This window comes from Acidicapsa ligni (assembly GCF_025685655.1).
Classification (GTDB): Bacteria; Acidobacteriota; Terriglobia; order Terriglobales; family Acidobacteriaceae; genus Acidicapsa; species Acidicapsa ligni.
In genome coordinates this window covers 179,595-195,489 of record NZ_JAGSYG010000006.1, presented here as the reverse complement: position 1 = coordinate 195,489, position 15,895 = coordinate 179,595, and the positions used below count along the sequence as shown (strand labels likewise).

Sequence of the window (15,895 nt, the reverse complement as noted above, 5' to 3'; positions counted from 1 at the left end):
TCGATTCCGTTGACTCTGCGCTGCAATTCGGGTATTCTGAAGTCCTTGCGCGGTGTTGCGTCTGCTGAACAGTAGTTCTAAGCGTTCTATGGTTTTTGTGGCAATGGCTCGATGTGCTTGCACCTCGCCCTTGGCTTTCAGAGAAAACCCAGGAAGCTGAAGCAGAAATACACCACCTTTCAGAGGCGAGCCTGGTTAGATGTCAAGGCCCGATCGGAAAGTTAAAGACCCGGAAGGGTCCAGCGCATCTCACGCGAACAGGATTGTTTAGCCGTGGGTTTCAGGAATGGCCCCGCCGTTTTTGGCGTGGGCAAATTGTGCTGGTTTATGGCTGCATTCGGTCATGGCACGCAAGTTTTTGTTGGATTTGAGAAGTAGGAGCGAGATGTCGACTTATATTCCGAGCGCGAAAGAGATTAACCGCAAGTGGTTTGTGGTGGACGCCAGTGGCAAAACCCTGGGCCGTCTTGCAACCCAGGCAGCCAATGTGCTGAGCGGCAAGAATAATCCTAAGTATGTCCCCTACATTGATATGGGCGATCACGTAATCGTCATCAATGCAGAGAAGGTTCGGTTGACCGGCCTCAAGTCACAGCAGAAGCTGTATCGCCGCTACACCGGCTTTCCCGGCGGACTGCGCGAAGAGTCCTTCACGCGCCTGTTGAATCGCCGCCCCGAAAAGATCATTGAAGAAGCAGTGAAGGGCATGCTGCCGAAGTCGAAGATGGGTCGCGCCATGGGCGGAAAGCTCAAGGTTTATCGCGGCGACAAGCATCCTCACGAAGCGCAGATGCCGGAAGTGCTCGAGATTCAGGCATAACAATTTTCAGGAATTCTGGTTTTAGGGGTTGCAGAAGCCCCGGAGAGAATAAACGTTCATGGCAGATTTGGTTCAGTACTACGGAACGGGCCGTCGCAAGTCGGCGATCGCTCGTGTTTTTCTGCGCCCCGGAACGGGTGCTTTCAAGGTTAACGGCAAAGGCTACGAAGAGTATTTCGTAACCGAGCAGCAGCGTGTTGCTGCCAAGCGTTCGCTGGTATTGACTGAGCTGCTTTCTACCTTTGACGTAATCACCACGGTCAAGGGCGGTGGAGTTTCGGCTCAGGCCGATGCCGTGAAAATGGGTTCGGCCCGCGCTCTCGTGGTCTTCAATCCTGAGCTGCGCAATCTGCTGAAGACGGAAAACCTCCTGACGCGGGATGCGCGCCAGAAGGAACGTAAGAAGTACGGACAGAAGGGTGCACGTGCACGCTTCCAGTTCTCGAAGAGATAGCTTTCAGCTTCGAGCTGCCTGCTTCCAGTCTGTCCGGCTTGTTTTTATGCTGGATGGCTGGAAGCAGTAGTTCTCGGCTAGGTACCACAATCTTCGCGTAAGCGAACTTAATCCGGACAAGACGAACGTCAGCCCGGATGCAACGATATAAGGAGCCCCATTGGCCACTATCACTATGAAGGAGCTGCTCGAAGCAGGTGTTCACTTCGGGCATCAGACCAAGCGCTGGAACCCAAAGATGAAGGAATACATCTTCGGCGAGCGTAATGGTATCTACATCATCGACTTGCAGAAGACTCTCAAGATGTTCAAGGACGCGTCGAAGTATGTCACCGACCTGTGCGCTGGCGGCAAGACGATTCTCTTCGTCGGCACCAAGCGTCAGGCTCAGGATGCAGTGGCCGAAGAAGCCAACCGCGCGGGGATGCCTTACATCAACCAGCGCTGGCTCGGCGGGTTGCTGACCAACTGGGTGACCGTGCAGAAGTCTGTGAAGCGCCTTCAGGAACTCGACGAAATGGCGACCGATGGACGCTATGAACTTCTGACCAAAAAGGAAGTCATCAAGCTTGAGCGCGAGCGCAAGCATCTGCAGGCCAATCTGGCCGGCATCAAGAACATGAAGCGTCTGCCCGACGCGCTTTTCATCGTTGACTCCAACAACGAAGCGATTGCCGTGAGCGAAGCCCGCAAGCTGGGCATCCCCGTCGTCGCCGTTGTGGACACGAACTGCGACCCCACGGTTGTGGATTACGTGATCCCAGGCAACGACGATGCGCTTCGCGCCATTCGCCTGTTCACCTCCAAGATCTCCGATTCGGCGATCGAGGGCGTGAATCTCGTCGGCGACAAGCAGTTCGAGCAGGTAGCAGAAGCCGAAACACCGGCGGAAGTTTCTTCGATCGATGCATCGGCTGACGGCGAAGAGCTTGGCGACGTAGTCGATCTCGAGGCTGCACTCGGCGGCGGAATTCGCAAGGCTCCGGGCGTTGTTTCGGCACTTGACGCAGAACCTGAGGCGGCTGAAACAGCACTGTAATCTTCGGCGCACATTAAGCGCGCACAATGAGGAAAGCGTGGCCGCCTGTTGACAAGTGCCACGCTTTTCTTGCGTCAGCGACTTTCTGACGAGAGACGAATCTAAGGGACAGGGGAAAAATATGACGACGGCAACCGAAAAAGAAAAGATTGGCGCAGGTCTGGTCAAGGAGCTTCGCGAGAAGTCCGGCGCTCCGATGGGCGATTGCTTGAAGGCCCTGCAGGAATCCAAGGGCGACATCGAGGAGGCGTTCGTAGTCCTCCGCAAGCGTGGCATGGCTTCAGCGCAGAAGAAGGCCACCCGCAGCACCAACGAAGGCGCCGTAGGCACCTACATTCATGCAGGCGGCAAGATCGGTGTTCTGCTTGAAGTGAACTGCGAAAGCGACTTCGTTGCACGTACCGATGACTTTCAGAACCTGCTGAAGGATATCTCGATGCACATCGCGGCCACGGACCCCAAGTTCGTAAAGCCGGAAGATGTTACTCCCGAGGATCTGGACCGCGAGCGCGAAATCTACAAAGCGCAGGCTGCTGCCACAGGCAAGCCGCCCGCGGTAGTAGAAAAGATCGCCGAGGGCAAGATGGCCAAGTTCTACGAAGAAGTCTGCCTGCTTGAGCAGCCTTTCATCAAGGATCAGTCGCTCTCGATCAAGGAACTGATCGCGCAGAAGGTCGGCAAGCTTGGTGAGAACATCACCGTACGCCGCTTCGCACGCTTCAAGGTCGGCGATCCGAACTGGACCGTTGCCACCACCAAGCTGATCGAAACAGCCGCAGAGTAATTGCAGTCAATTGCTACACCCAAGGCCCGAAGCTCAAATGCTTCGGGCCTTCCTGCATGGATCGCCCAGCATTTCAGTAGAATGAACGTTCGAGGTTTCCTGTGAAATCGAGCAAGATACAAAAAATAGAGAAAGCCGCGCCTCCCAGGGTAGATAAGAAGGAAGCTATCCTGGACGCGATGCTCAATCTCATCTCAGAGCGTGGCTTTCATGACGCTCCGATGTCGTTGGTATCGAAGCGCTCAGGCGCCAGCGCCGGCGTGATCTATCATTATTTTCCGAGCAAGGAAGATATCATCCACGCTCTTTACAGGAAGATTCGCTCTGCAAAAAGGCATGTGATGCTGGCAGAATATTCGCCGAATCTGACTCCTAAAGAGGCCTTCTGTTCCATGTGGATTCGGGCTTACAATTTTTATCGTTCCCATAGCCGGGAGACAAGGTTCCTCGATCTCTATCTCAACTCATCCTTCTGCAATTCGTCGGATGCAATTGAAACTCCAGACCAGGATAATGAGGCGCTCAATATCGCCAGGCGGCAATACGAGAAGCTCTTTCGGCCCAGGAGCAAGGGCGGAGTGTTGCGGGATCTACCGAAGGTTGTCATTGAAGAACTTACATTTAATCTTGCCGCGCGACTCGCCCAGAAGGAAGACGCAATCAAACCAGAGGCCTTGAAAAAGGTTGCCGAAGCTATATGGAAGGCAATTGCTGCGGATTGATAGTTTATTCTCGCAATAGAACGAACGTTCGATTTAAAATAAATACAGTTCGTACCTTGTTTGGGTTCACTATGTTTTTGTGAATCGAATAGAACGAACATTCGATCTATAGTTTGGGAAACTTAAAACTTAAAAGGAGATTGAGGATGAGCCGAACAGTTTTGATTACAGGAGCATCGTCAGGCATCGGAAAGACGACGGCGCAATACTTCGCACAGCAGGGCTGGAATGTCATCGCAACCATGCGCAACCCAGACGCGGGAAGCGAGCTCGCATCCAATCCGAACATCTTTATCACACGCCTGGATGTGGAAGATGCAGCCAGCATCACCTCTGCAATTGAAGCAGGCATCGCACGCTTTGGAAAGATCGATGCGCTCGTAAACAACGCCGGTTTCGGATTGGCAGGCATCTTCGAAACCACTCCACGCGAAAAGGTGCTGCAGCAGTTCAACGTAAATGTCTTTGGCGTGATGGATACGACACGCGCCATCCTGCCGCACTTCCGCAGCAACAAGAGCGGTGTAATTCTCAACATTGGCTCAGGCGCAGGAGTCTTCGCGCTTCCAGTTCTATCGCTTTACTGTGCAAGCAAGTTTGCCCTGGAAGGTTTTTCAGAGGCGCTCTCTTACGAACTCGCTTCTCAGAATATCCAGGTAAAGATGATCGAGCCTGGTGGTGTATTGTCTACAAACTTTGGCAAGCGCAGCCAGTTGGAAGCAGTGCAGAACTCGACCATTGCAGACTACAACGAGTTCGCTACGCAAGCCGCAGCTTTGTTCGCCGGATTGCGTGCCAATCGCCACGCCACTGAACTCGACGTAGCGGAAGTGATCTATCTTGCCACGACCGATGGAACAGATCAGCTTCGCTACGTTGCGACAAAAGATATTGAACCACTCGTGAAAATGCGTCGTGAAACATCGGAGGCCGAGTACATGGCCTTTATGCGCTCACAGTTTCAAGCGAAATCCAACTGAAGGGAATTACAAATGTCAGAGTCAAAAGTATGGTTGATTACAGGAAGCTCGCGAGGCTTGGGTCGTGCTCTTGCCGAAGCGGTACTAGCAGCAGGACACAAGCTGGTAGCCACCGCGCGCAACCCGGAGCAGCTTGAGGATCTTTCAAAACAATACGGCGATCAAGTGCGTACCATTGCGCTGGATGTGACAAACGTTCAAGCCGCGGAGGATGCGATCAATGTCGCAGTTGAAGCCTTTGGGCGCTTGGATGTGCTCGTAAACAATGCAGGCTACGGCGATGTAAATTCGGTGGAAGAGACGACAATCGAGGATTTTCGCGCACAGATTGAGACGAATCTCTTCGGTGTCATCAACGTCACCAAGGCGGCGCTCCCTCTCATGCGGCAACAGGGCGCTGGCCATATCCTTCAGTTCTCTTCGATTGGAGGCAGGTTGGGGCCCATCGGGCGAGCCCCCTATGCAGCCGCGAAGTGGGGCGTAGAAGGCTTCTCCGAAGTGCTCTCCAAAGAGGTCGGGCCGCTCGGCGTTCAAGTCACCATCATCGAACCAGGCGGCTTCCGCACGGACTTCGCAGGCTCTTCCTCGGCACTGCACGAAGGGCGTCCCGAATACGATGCCACGGTAGGCAAGACGGCCCGCTTCCAGCGCGACTATAACGGCAAGCAGCCTGGCGATCCAGTAAAGGCTGCTGCGGCAATCCTGTACATTACGAGCGTGCCTGAACCACCGCTGCGACTACTCCTGGGCAGCGATGCGGTACGTGCGGCAGAACAGGGAGATAGAATTCGTGCCGAGTCTGACCTGAAGTGGCGCGAGTTGAGCCTTTCAACGGATTTTTAGACCAGAGCTGTACATGCAGGCGCAGTAAAAGTCCCGAAGTTTTTGCTTCGGGATTTTTGCTGCTCGTCGGCCATGAGACTGCCGGATTTCTTGCAGCGGGGAGGCTCTGTTATCGTGGAGCACGATGACCGCTTTTTCCGTTCGCACCCTATCGTTATCGTTATTCAGGGCTGTTGCGCTCTGTGCCATTCTCTTACCGGCTTGCAGTCCGGCTGCTCCAGTTGCGCATTACAAGATCGTCGCAACATATCCGCATTCGACGGAGAGTTATACCGAAGGGCTGTTCTACCGCGACGGGCTTTTTTATGAAGGAACAGGGCTGGAAGGCCACTCGGCAGTGCTCGCCATTCAGCCTGACAGCGGCAAGGTGTTGCAGCGCCGTGATCTGCCTGCGCCATACTTCGGCGAGGGAATCATAGATTGGGGCCCCAATCTGTATGAATGGACGTGGCAATCGCACATCTGCTTTGTTTACGATCGCTTCTCGCTTCGGCTGATCAAGCAGTTTGCATATACCGGCGAAGGCTGGGGCATGACGCGTACAGCAAAAGAGATCATCACCAGTGACGGCACGGATATCCTGCGTTTTCGCGATCCGGAGACATTCAAAGAGATTCGTCACATCGCGGTCAAAGACGGCAACAAATCCATCAGTCAACTGAATGAGCTGGAGTACATTCATGGTGAGATTTACGCCAATGTCTGGCACTCAGATTTGATCGCGAGAATCTCTCCACGCGACGGCCACGTTATTGGCTGGATCGACTTCACCGGCATCCTGCCAGAGACCGAAAAAATCAATGGTGAGTCCGTGTTGAATGGGATTGCCTATGACGCACAGCGCGATCGAATCTTTGTTACAGGCAAGCAGTGGCCCAGAATTTTTGAAGTGAAGATCATAAATCCTTCTGCCCCTCTTGTTCCTGCTGCGGGCAAGAGCCACACTCCCCGCCCATGATCAAGCTGCGCAAAGATTGCAGCGGTACAGGTCATGCTCCAACGGTTAAGATTATTCCGGTAAAACATGTTGTGAAATGAAGGGGTACATCCTTGCGGATTTCTGTTCAGAAAGTATCGCTCGTTGTTCTGGCTGCTGCATTTGTATTGTTCGCTGTTCCGCACGCAGTGGCTGCTACATCTCAACCGGAGCAATTCGTTCTCTCGTCCGGGTGGAAGTTGCAGGACGCGGCCAAGGTGCCCCAGGCCAGTGCCGATGCGGGTGCGGCGATCGCCTCAGTCCAATACAAGTCGCAGGGATGGTATCCCGCCGTCGTTCCCGGCACGGTGCTGACTTCGCTGGTAAAGGCCGGAGTATACCCCGAGCCGCTCTATGGCGAAAACAATCGGCCTGACAGAATTCCAGAGACGTTGAACAAGAGTTCGTACTGGTATCGGACTACCTTTGTGGTGCCAGTGGCCTACAAAGGGCAACAGGTCTGGCTTAATTTCGATGGCATCAACTACTCCGCCGATGTGTGGGTAAATGGCAAGAAGATCGGCTCGATGACGGGCGCTTTCAAGCGCGGCGTCTTCGACATATCCGAACTGGCCCGGCCCGGCGAACGGGCTGCGTTGGCAGTTCTGATCACACCCCAGCCCCATCCCGGCGATCCGCATGAGCACACCATCGCGAACGGACTCGGCCCCAATGGCGGCATCACGGCAATCGATGGACCGACATTTCTTTCAACTATCGGCTGGGACTGGATTCCTGCGATTCGCGATAGGGATTCCGGCATCTGGGAAAAGGTCTTTCTCTCTGCAACCGGTCCGGTCACCGTCAAGGATCCGCTCGTCACCACAGACCTTCCACTGCCTAGGACAGACTCTGCCGATGTGGCTATTTCGGCAACAGTTGAAAATGTTACAGGCAAGGCGGAGAAGGGCGTTTTCAAGGCCAGCTTTGGCGATGTCTCTGTAGAAAAATCAGTCGAACTCGCTCCTCATGCCTCACAGATCGTCAAGTTCGAACCGGCGGAGTTCAAGGCGCTCCATCTGCTGAATCCAAAGTTATGGTGGCCGAACGGATACGGCCCGCAGAATCTCTATTCGCTGCATCTGAGCTTTGACGTGGCAGGCAAAATCTCCGACGGACAGACGCTGCAATTCGGCGTTCGCAAGATTTCGTATTCTGTGCCCGATTCCGAGAACCTCACCATCTCTGTGAATGGCGTCAAGGTATTCATTCGAGGCGGTGACTGGGGCCTCGATGAGGCGATGAAGCGCATTCCACGCGAGCGCCTTGAGGCCGAGATTCGCATGCACCAGCTTGCGAACATGAACATGATTCGCAACTGGGTAGGGCAGAGCACCGGCGAAGATTTCTACGAATTGTGCGACAAGTACGGCATTCTGCTATGGGATGAGTTCTTCCAGCCCAATCCATCCGATGGACCGAATCCCACCGATCTGCCGACGTATATGGCCAATGTGCGCGATAAGATTCTGCGCTATCGCAACCACCCGGCCATCGCCATCTGGTGCGCGCGCAATGAAGGCTTTCCGCCCAAGGAGATCGACGATCAGCTCCGCATACTGATGGCCGAGCTCGAACCGACGCGTCGCTATCAGCCGAGCTCCACATCCGGCGCAGGAGTCAACTCAGGCGGCCCATATTGGTGGCGTACGCCACGCGAGTATTACATCTTCACTGAGGCTTTCAAGACGGAGATTGGCAGCTCGTCCATTCCGACGATCGAGTCGCTCCAGGGCATGATGCCGCAGAAGGATTGGGAGCAGATCAACGACGATTGGGCCGAGCATGATCTCGCCAGGGGTGCTTCGCACGGAGACACCTATCCCAAAACGCTCGCAGACCGCTACGGCAAGCTGGCCAATATGGCCGACTTCGTGCGCAAGAGCCAACTCGCAAACTACGAGGCCTATCGAGCCATGTACGAGGGACGAAATGCGAAGCTCTTCAATCCCTCAACCGCGATCATTACCTGGATGAGCAACCCTGCGCAGCCGAGCTTTGTATGGCAGTTCTACCACCACGATCTCGAAGCCAACTCTTCGCTCTTCGGTGCAAAAAAGGCTGGAGAGATGGTGCATATCCAGCTCAATGAACTGACCGGCTCCGTCGAAGTGATCAACAATCTGCCACAGGTCCTGACCGGCGCAATAGCCTATGCGTCCATCTACAATCTGGACGGCACAGAAGTCATGAAGCGCGAGATGCCCGTCACCGGACCTGCAAGCTCGGCAATCGATCTGGCATCCCTGGTAGGCCCCGAGGAGCGTCCGAAGGGGCTCACAGACGTGAACTTCGTCAAACTTGAGCTGAAAGACGCACATGGCAAGCTGCTGTCGGATAACTTCTACTGGCGTGGCACTTCAGAGCGGCCAGACGATCTACAGGCGCTCAATTCGCTGAAGACAATCAGGCTGGAGGCGAAGGCTACCCGGCATGATGCCGAGGGCAAGCTGCACATCACCGTTACGCTGCACAACCCCGGAACGCAGGTAGCGCTCATGGCTCATCTGCAATTGCGTCGCGGCAAAGCCGGCAACAGCAATGCAGCCGATCCTTCAGCAGATCCTTGGACGGATCGCGTGCTCCCTGTGTATTACAGCGATAACTACGTCTCGCTGGTACCGAACGAAAGCCGGACGATCACCGTAGAGGCGGACGCCGCAGATCTGAAAGGCGAAGCCCCGTTTGTGGTGGTCGATGGATGGAACGTAGGTGTTTCCGATACCGGATCGCAGGTGCCCGTCGTGCTCAATGCGAATGCGCAAGTAGATCACTGGCCGGTAACTGGCCTGCCCATCGTGGCGCATACGTGGAAGTAGGTTCACGCGAAGACGCAGATCGTTAACAAGCGGGCGCTCTGGGCTGGTCTGATTGGACGGATTCTGGTTCTTTTCATACCAGTGGTATTTCGTGGACGGTATGCGATACTCAAAAAGGCATGTATAAGCGGATCGTTTTTAAGCTTTCGGGCGAGGCGCTTGCTGGCAAAAGAGGTTTTGGCCTCGATGCAGAGCGCGTCATTGAGATCACCAACGAAATCGTCGAAGTTCGCGCCCTTGGCGTTGAAGTCGCAATCGTCGTCGGTGGAGGTAATTTCTTTCGCGGCGTAGCTGAGCACGCCAAGGAGATGGACCGGGTCAGCGCCGACAACATGGGCATGCTGTCTACCGTCATCAACGCCATCGCTCTGCAGGATGCCATCGAAAAACACGGCGTCCAATGCCGTGTGATGACCGCCGTGGCGATGGACCAGATCGCGGAGCCGTATATTCGCCGCCGCGCCGTCCGCCATCTTGAAAAAGGCCGCGTGGTCATCTTTGCCGCCGGCATTGGCAACCCCTTCTTTTCAACCGATACGGCCGCCTCGCTTCGCGCTATGGAAGTAAAGGCCGATGTGTTGATGAAAGGCACCAAGGTTGAGGGCATCTACAGCGCCGATCCAGTGCTTTTCAAAGACGCTGTCAAGTACGACGAAATCACCTATATGGAGATCCTGAAACAAGGCCTCAAGGTGATGGATCTGACCGCAGTAAGCCTGTGCAAGGACAACAACCTGCCAATGATCATCTTCAACATGAACCAGCCAGGAAACATCCGCCGGGTCGCGCTTGGAGAGAAGGTTGGGTCGATTGTTACGTCCTGATGTATCGCCGTACAAGATACTGACCCCTCGATCTCATAACTAGCGTCTAACTGCGAATGGAAGCTCCAAAGCCAGCCCGGTTAGACGCACTGACAGGTCTGCGCTGTTTCGCGGCTCTGAATATCGTCTTCTTCCATTTCTCCAATCCTGACTGGTTTGGCCCGCTGGCTCCGGTGGTCAACGCAGGATACCTTTCAGTCAGCTTCTTCATCATGCTTTCCGGCTTCGTGCTGGCGTACAACTACGCCGGCCGTGCCCGCGAAGGCAAGCTGGACAAGGTGCGCTTCTGGAAGGCGCGCTTCACCCGCCTGTATCCCGTCTATTTGCTGAGCCTGCTGATGGCCTGGCAGCTTCTGCCCGGCGAATACAAGGCGCATACCAATGGAATGTTCTGGCTCGGAATCCTCCTGACGCCGCTGCTACTGCAGGGCTGGGTACCGGAGCTTGCCACCTTTTGGAGCACGCCCGATTGGACCATGTCCGCTGAGGCTTTTTTCTACGTGCTCTTTCCGTGGATTGCAGCCCTGCGTAAGCCGCTTCGCCTGCGCGGACATCTGGGACGGTTGTCGCTGATATGGGCGGTCGGACTGATTCCTGGCGCACTCTACGCCTGGTTCAACCCCGACGGAATCGCCCAGGTAGATCGCTTTTCTTACGGAGTCTGGCTGCAGGCGCTCAAATTCACGCCACTGCCCCATCTCGCCAGCTTTGTATTCGGAGTACTGCTGGCCTCATTGGATGAAGAGATACCGCGCGAAGGCCTCTTGCGGCTTGGTCTGGGGCTGCTTGGGTTTGCCGGCATCTACTCCGTGCTGGTACAGGGCCCACGGGTGCCCTACGCGCTGATTCACGATGGTCTGCTCATGCCGCTCTTCGGTTGCCTGATCCTGGGGCTCGCAGGCACGAATCTGCTTTCCCGAGTACTGAGCTTTCGTCCATTCGTCTTCGTTGGGGAGTCGAGCTACTGCCTCTACCTGCTCCACTTCAATCTTTGGAACATCCTGCACTCGAGCGGCCTGCTTCCCGCGCTCGGCCTGTCACGTTTCGACCCCTGGCTCAGCTACGCAATCCTGGTCGCATTAGGACTGGCGACGCTTCACCTGGTAGAGAAGCCCGCTCAGAAGCTCCTCCGTCGCTGGATGGGCGCCTAGAGGTATTTCTCCGGCCCGCTGCATGTAAACCTGAACCGCGCAGGCACTCATCAGCACTATCTGCCCGAGCTATCTGCCAGAGCCATCCACCAGAGTCATGCATCCACAGCGGTCAACGGTCCTGTGCAAGCCCAAGGCCGATACTCCGGGGAGATGTGCTCCCGTGTATCACAGCCGTCCTTCATCAGACAAAGCAGCGTCAGACAAAGCAAAAGGGCAACCCGATCGGGTTGCCCTTTCTGACCTTCCAGAGTACCTCCAGCTTACGGCTGGACGACCTGAATAGAGTGGTTGCCGCGTGGGACAGAAACGACTGCCACGGGCTGATTTACGGATGGGTAAGGACCGCTTTGCGTCGTGGTGATCGTACCGGTGCTCGAATTCAGCAGGAAGCCGGTAAGCGAGTTATCCAGGAAGTTGGCGGTGTAAACATAGCGGCCGTAAGCGTTATCGACCAGGATAGCGACAGGTTGTGTGCCCGTGGTATTGGTCGTGCTGCCGGTGGTGTTGACCGCGGCCGATGGCGTGCCGGTCGACAGGTCGATGTTGTAGGCCGAGACCGTGTTGTCAAGCTCGTTGGCTATGTAAATGAACTTGCCGCGCGGATCAACCGTGATCGCCGAGGGCTGGTTGCCCGTCTTGAACGGTCCATTGATTAGAGGATTCAGTACGCCGCCATCCAGCACGCTGAAGGCGATCAATTCGTTCTGAGCAAAGTCCGTCACGTAGACAAAGCGACTGGTAGGATCGCTCGCAATTGCAACCGGCTTGACTCCCGAGGGGAACGGCTTGCCGCTGATATTGGAGGTACCGGCAATGCTTGTAAGAGCGCCCGCAGCAGAAGATGAGAAACCGTACATGAAACCAATACCGGAAGTCGGGTTATATGTGGAGACATATGCCGCCGTTCCGTTTGCCAGGGAATTCACAGAGGTAGGATTGATGCCTACCGGCCAATAGTTCAGGCTACCGTTGGAAACAGAAGCGCCCAGAGTACCGTCCGACCCGACAGGGAAGACCGCCAGCGCGCCGCCATTGCAGGTCTCAGCCCCGTCAGTGGCCACATTGCAACCTGGCTGATATCGGTTCGCAACAAAGAGCAGCGTTCCCGCAGCATTCATCGTGATGGCGACCGGCGTGTTGCCTTCAGCACTCATCGTAGTCGTCTTGACCGAAGTCAGTTGTCCAGAGCCGCCAATGCCGAACTGAACCAATGTGCTGTCGCCCTGGTTCGCGACATAGAAATTTTTGAAGTCCGTGGAGACCGCTTCAGAAACAGGGGTAATTCCGCCCGATGAAACCGTCGAGTTCACGATGTTGAGCGCGCCTGAGACGCGGTCGATCTCAAAGGTCTGGATCTGGCCGTCAACTGGAGTTTTCACAGTGCTGTTGTTGTCGCCAGCCACGAAAAGAAAATCAATGGTTACGGGATTGCACGCGGTAAACGCGCTGGCCAGTATAAGAGCGGTGGCTGAGACCAGGGCTACTTGGCCGACTTTGTTAAACTTCATGCGCTTCCTTCATCGTGGGCCATAGCATATGGCCGTAAGAAACTGGTTAAGTTGTGTCGTCTTGATTGTAAAAGCTCAAGACGGCGTTGGGCTAGTTCCTGAGAAGTATGCCTAAAACCTGAACTGCTGCTTTGCGGTGAAGGGCTCGTTGTTTAGACGCGCCCTTGCAACCGGAGTCATCGTTATTCCTTAGCCGCAGTCGTAATGCCACCGTGCGGGATGCCAGCAATGGCAGTCGGCTGCACAGTAGATGCGTATGGAGACTGCTGTGCATTGTTTAGAACGCCCGTTGTTGGATCGATCTGGTAGCCGTTGAGATTGCTTCCAAGGAAGTTGACAGTGTAGAGGAAACCAACATGGCGCGGGTCAATTGCAATAGCCACTGGCTGAGAACCGGCAGCGTAAGTACCAGTGTTGGTCAGCGTGCCGTTGCTCACGGTGTAGCCGGAGACGTTCCCGTCCGAGGCATTCGTGACGTAGAGGAACTTGCCTGTGCTGTCCATGGTAAGCGCCGTCGGCTGGTTGCCTGTGCTTGCGATGCTCTTCAGGCTCAAGCTGCCATCGCTGTTGACGGCATAGGTCGAAACGGCGTTTTTGAGCTCGTCTGCAATGTAAACGAACTGACCAGCGGCGTCACTGACGATCGCAGCCGGCTGCGCACCGATATTGACCGGAAGACCGCCGTTCAGAGGAGAAAGCGTGCCGTTTGCACCGACCGAGAAGCTGAAGAGGTAACCCAGGCTGGTCGAGGCGTTGAACGCAGTGACGTAGACAAAGTTGCCATTCGTCAGCACGTTGACCGCTGTCGGTGTCAGCACCGTTGTCTTGTCGGTGGGCGTGAGCTGCAACGGCAGGTAACCCTGGCCGTTGGAGTTGATGACCGGGTTGCCAACAGTGCAGGTAGGCGTTCCGGAAGAAGGCGCGCTGCAAACCTGACCCAGCGATCCTGCGCCATTCGAACCGGCAGTAGCAGAAGTCGCAGTCGAGGTGACGGCATAAGCCGCGATGTCGCCTGGGCAAGCATTGGTCAGGCTGCATCCGGGAATAGGCTGCAGCGTATCAACCACGTAAAGATACGAACCCGCAGTGTTCATGGCCGTGGCCATAGGAAACGATCCCGGAGTATTGATCGTGCTTTGCGGATAAAGCTTGCCGTCTGTACCGATGCCAAATTGAACAATGTTGTTGTCATCTTCGTTGATGACATAAAGATTGTTGAAGTCCGGGCTGGTAGCTTCAGCGATGGGATCCCGGCCGCCGGAAGGGAATGGCGAGGTCGGGATGGTCCGTAGCGAGCCTGACTCCGAGTCAACCTCGTAAACTTCGATCTGACCGGGCGTCAGGTTGTTCGTCGGCACAAACATGAAGCCAACGGTAAGGGTGTTGCCACAGGCGGTAAACAAGGTGGCCACTACAAGTGCGATGGCGGAGACCAGTCCAACCTGGCCGACTTTGCCGAACTTCATGCGTTTCCTTCAATGCTGACTATGGCAAATCGGCCTATGGAGCAGATCTGCCAGGTTGATTTGTTAGCAGAAAGGCCCGCGGTTGAGGCGGGCCCTTCCGGGAAGGTGAGGCACAAACAATCAGACTAGTTTGTACGGCCTGTTGCTACGCACCAGCTCGCTGGTCCTTTGAGTGCGAATGTACCAGTGCTGCCGCGCATTGCGTCCAGTTGGCCGGAGATGGGATCAAGCAGTTTGCCGGTAACCGACGAGCTGTCGGAACTGGCCGTGTAGATGTACTGAGCGGAAGGATCTTCGAGCAGGCATTGCGGATTTGCACCCGTGCCCCACGGAGAACCGGGAGTTTCGCTCAACTGGCTGGACGACGGATCGATGGTGAAACCTGCGATTCCTGCGCCGGTTGCCGTGCTGGCGCCCTGCTGGTTGGCCACGTAAAGGAACTTGCCCTTCGACTCGATGATCAGGTAAATCGGATCAGTCTCAGCCGGATCGTTCGGTACCGGACCGCCGACCAGGGAGCCGAGTGCGCCCGTCGTGTTGATGGTGAGCGGCACAATCTGGCTGGGGCTGGTTACGCCATTCGCAGAGAGTGGCTCGACGTCAGGAATGTAGATTCTGCCGCCGGCAAAGATGATCGCCGTACCCTGCTTCATCTGTGCACCTTCGCCATTGTTGACTGCCGTAGCGCTGTTCAGCGTCGTTGCCAACTGGCCAGAGGTCGAATTGTAGGTGTAGGCATAGTAGGTCTGCGGTGTGCCCGGAGCGCCAGCCAGGGTGTAAACAAATCCCGAAGCCATCGTAAAGTCGACAGGACTGGCCGGTATCGGGAAGTAGGTCACCTGCGAGCCAGACGATGAAGTGAGCTGAGCGTTCGTCACCAGCGAAAGACGGCCAGTGCTCGGATCGATCGCAAACACCGTGATGTCACCGCAGGACCCTGAAGTTGCGCCAACGCTGGGGCAATAGGTCGAGGCAGGCGCGTCATGATCCATGGCGAGAAGGAATTTGCCCGTCGTGTCCGAGATCAGGCGGAACGGGTTGCGGCCCTGCGTAAAGAAAGTCTCCTGCGGAGTCAGGATGCCATTGCCGCCGACGACGAATTCCTGGATGTTCGAATTCTGGCAGGGATCGGTCGTGGTGCAGTTCGGGCCGCCGCTCGCGGTCGTGCCGCGGTTCAGGACGTATACGAAGTTGCCGCCGGACAGCAGGACTGCGCGGACTGGATTGGCGCCGCCGCTCGAAACTGGCAGACCGTCCAGAGGCCGCAGGTTGCCGGTGTTGTTATCAATCTTGAATCCAGTGACGATTCCGTTGCCGGAGGGGGTCGCCGTCACCGTACCGGTTACATACAGATAGCCTACGGTAAAACTCCGAACGCAAGAGCTGAGGCTGAATACGATTGCCGAGCTGAGGGCAGCGGTCAGCACTGTCTTGCCGAATTTCCTGAACTTCATGCGATTCCTTCGTCCTGATCCAGCCTGAAGCCGTCAGGTTTCATGTTCCGCA

Annotated in this window: 14 protein-coding genes; 11 read left to right on the top strand and 3 right to left on the bottom strand. The window is 55.7% G+C overall.

The window, feature by feature from the left end:
• The first annotated feature begins 385 nt into the window (after positions 1–385).
• The 11 genes from rplM (at position 386) to OHL19_RS19105 (ending at position 11,412) form a co-directional block, all read left to right on the top strand.
• Positions 386–820, top strand: a complete 435-nt coding sequence (gene rplM, locus OHL19_RS19155; protein ID WP_263359434.1) for a 50S ribosomal protein L13 — start codon at positions 386–388, stop codon at positions 818–820.
• 58 nt (positions 821–878) lie between these two features.
• A complete protein-coding gene (gene rpsI, locus OHL19_RS19150; RefSeq protein WP_263359433.1) occupies positions 879–1,274 on the top strand; it encodes a 30S ribosomal protein S9 in 396 nt (131 codons plus the stop codon).
• Positions 1,275–1,434: 160 nt separating this feature from the next.
• Entirely contained in the window at positions 1,435–2,313 is an 879-nt protein-coding gene (rpsB, locus tag OHL19_RS19145) for a 30S ribosomal protein S2 (protein ID WP_263359432.1), read from the top strand.
• Between the two features lie 121 nt (positions 2,314–2,434).
• Positions 2,435–3,097, top strand: a complete 663-nt coding sequence (locus OHL19_RS19140; RefSeq protein WP_263359431.1) for a translation elongation factor Ts — start codon at positions 2,435–2,437, stop codon at positions 3,095–3,097.
• A 101-nt stretch (positions 3,098–3,198) separates the two neighbouring features.
• Entirely contained in the window at positions 3,199–3,819 is a 621-nt protein-coding gene (locus OHL19_RS19135; protein ID WP_263359430.1) for a TetR/AcrR family transcriptional regulator, read from the top strand.
• Positions 3,820–3,965: 146 nt separating this feature from the next.
• The gene (locus OHL19_RS19130; protein ID WP_263359429.1) at positions 3,966–4,799 is read left to right on the top strand and encodes an SDR family oxidoreductase; all 834 of its coding nucleotides are present in this window, start codon (positions 3,966–3,968) and stop codon (positions 4,797–4,799) included.
• Positions 4,800–4,811: 12 nt separating this feature from the next.
• Positions 4,812–5,642 (top strand): oxidoreductase, encoded by an 831-nt coding sequence (locus tag OHL19_RS19125; protein WP_263359428.1) that lies wholly within the window; start codon positions 4,812–4,814, stop codon positions 5,640–5,642.
• Positions 5,643–5,766: 124 nt separating this feature from the next.
• A complete protein-coding gene (locus OHL19_RS19120) occupies positions 5,767–6,600 on the top strand; it encodes a glutaminyl-peptide cyclotransferase (protein ID WP_263359427.1) in 834 nt (277 codons plus the stop codon).
• A 92-nt stretch (positions 6,601–6,692) separates the two neighbouring features.
• Complete coding sequence (locus OHL19_RS19115; protein ID WP_263359426.1) at positions 6,693–9,437, top strand: glycoside hydrolase family 2 protein; 2,745 nt, start codon at positions 6,693–6,695, stop codon at positions 9,435–9,437.
• A gap of 119 nt (positions 9,438–9,556) precedes the next feature.
• The gene (gene pyrH / locus OHL19_RS19110; protein WP_263359425.1) at positions 9,557–10,261 is read left to right on the top strand and encodes a UMP kinase; all 705 of its coding nucleotides are present in this window, start codon (positions 9,557–9,559) and stop codon (positions 10,259–10,261) included.
• 56 nt (positions 10,262–10,317) lie between these two features.
• A complete protein-coding gene (locus tag OHL19_RS19105) occupies positions 10,318–11,412 on the top strand; it encodes an acyltransferase family protein (protein ID WP_263359424.1) in 1,095 nt (364 codons plus the stop codon).
• Positions 11,413–11,675: 263 nt separating this feature from the next.
• Here the strand turns inward: OHL19_RS19105 and OHL19_RS19100 are convergent, their stop codons facing one another.
• The 3 genes from OHL19_RS19100 to OHL19_RS19090 form a co-directional block, all read right to left on the bottom strand.
• Positions 11,676–12,923, bottom strand: a complete 1,248-nt coding sequence (locus OHL19_RS19100) for a lactonase family protein (protein WP_263359423.1) — start codon at positions 12,921–12,923, stop codon at positions 11,676–11,678.
• A gap of 182 nt (positions 12,924–13,105) precedes the next feature.
• Positions 13,106–14,389 (bottom strand): lactonase family protein, encoded by a 1,284-nt coding sequence (locus OHL19_RS19095; protein ID WP_263359422.1) that lies wholly within the window; start codon positions 14,387–14,389, stop codon positions 13,106–13,108.
• A 125-nt stretch (positions 14,390–14,514) separates the two neighbouring features.
• A complete protein-coding gene (locus OHL19_RS19090; RefSeq protein ID WP_263359421.1) occupies positions 14,515–15,843 on the bottom strand; it encodes a beta-propeller fold lactonase family protein in 1,329 nt (442 codons plus the stop codon).
• Positions 15,844–15,895: the final 52 nt, after the last annotated feature.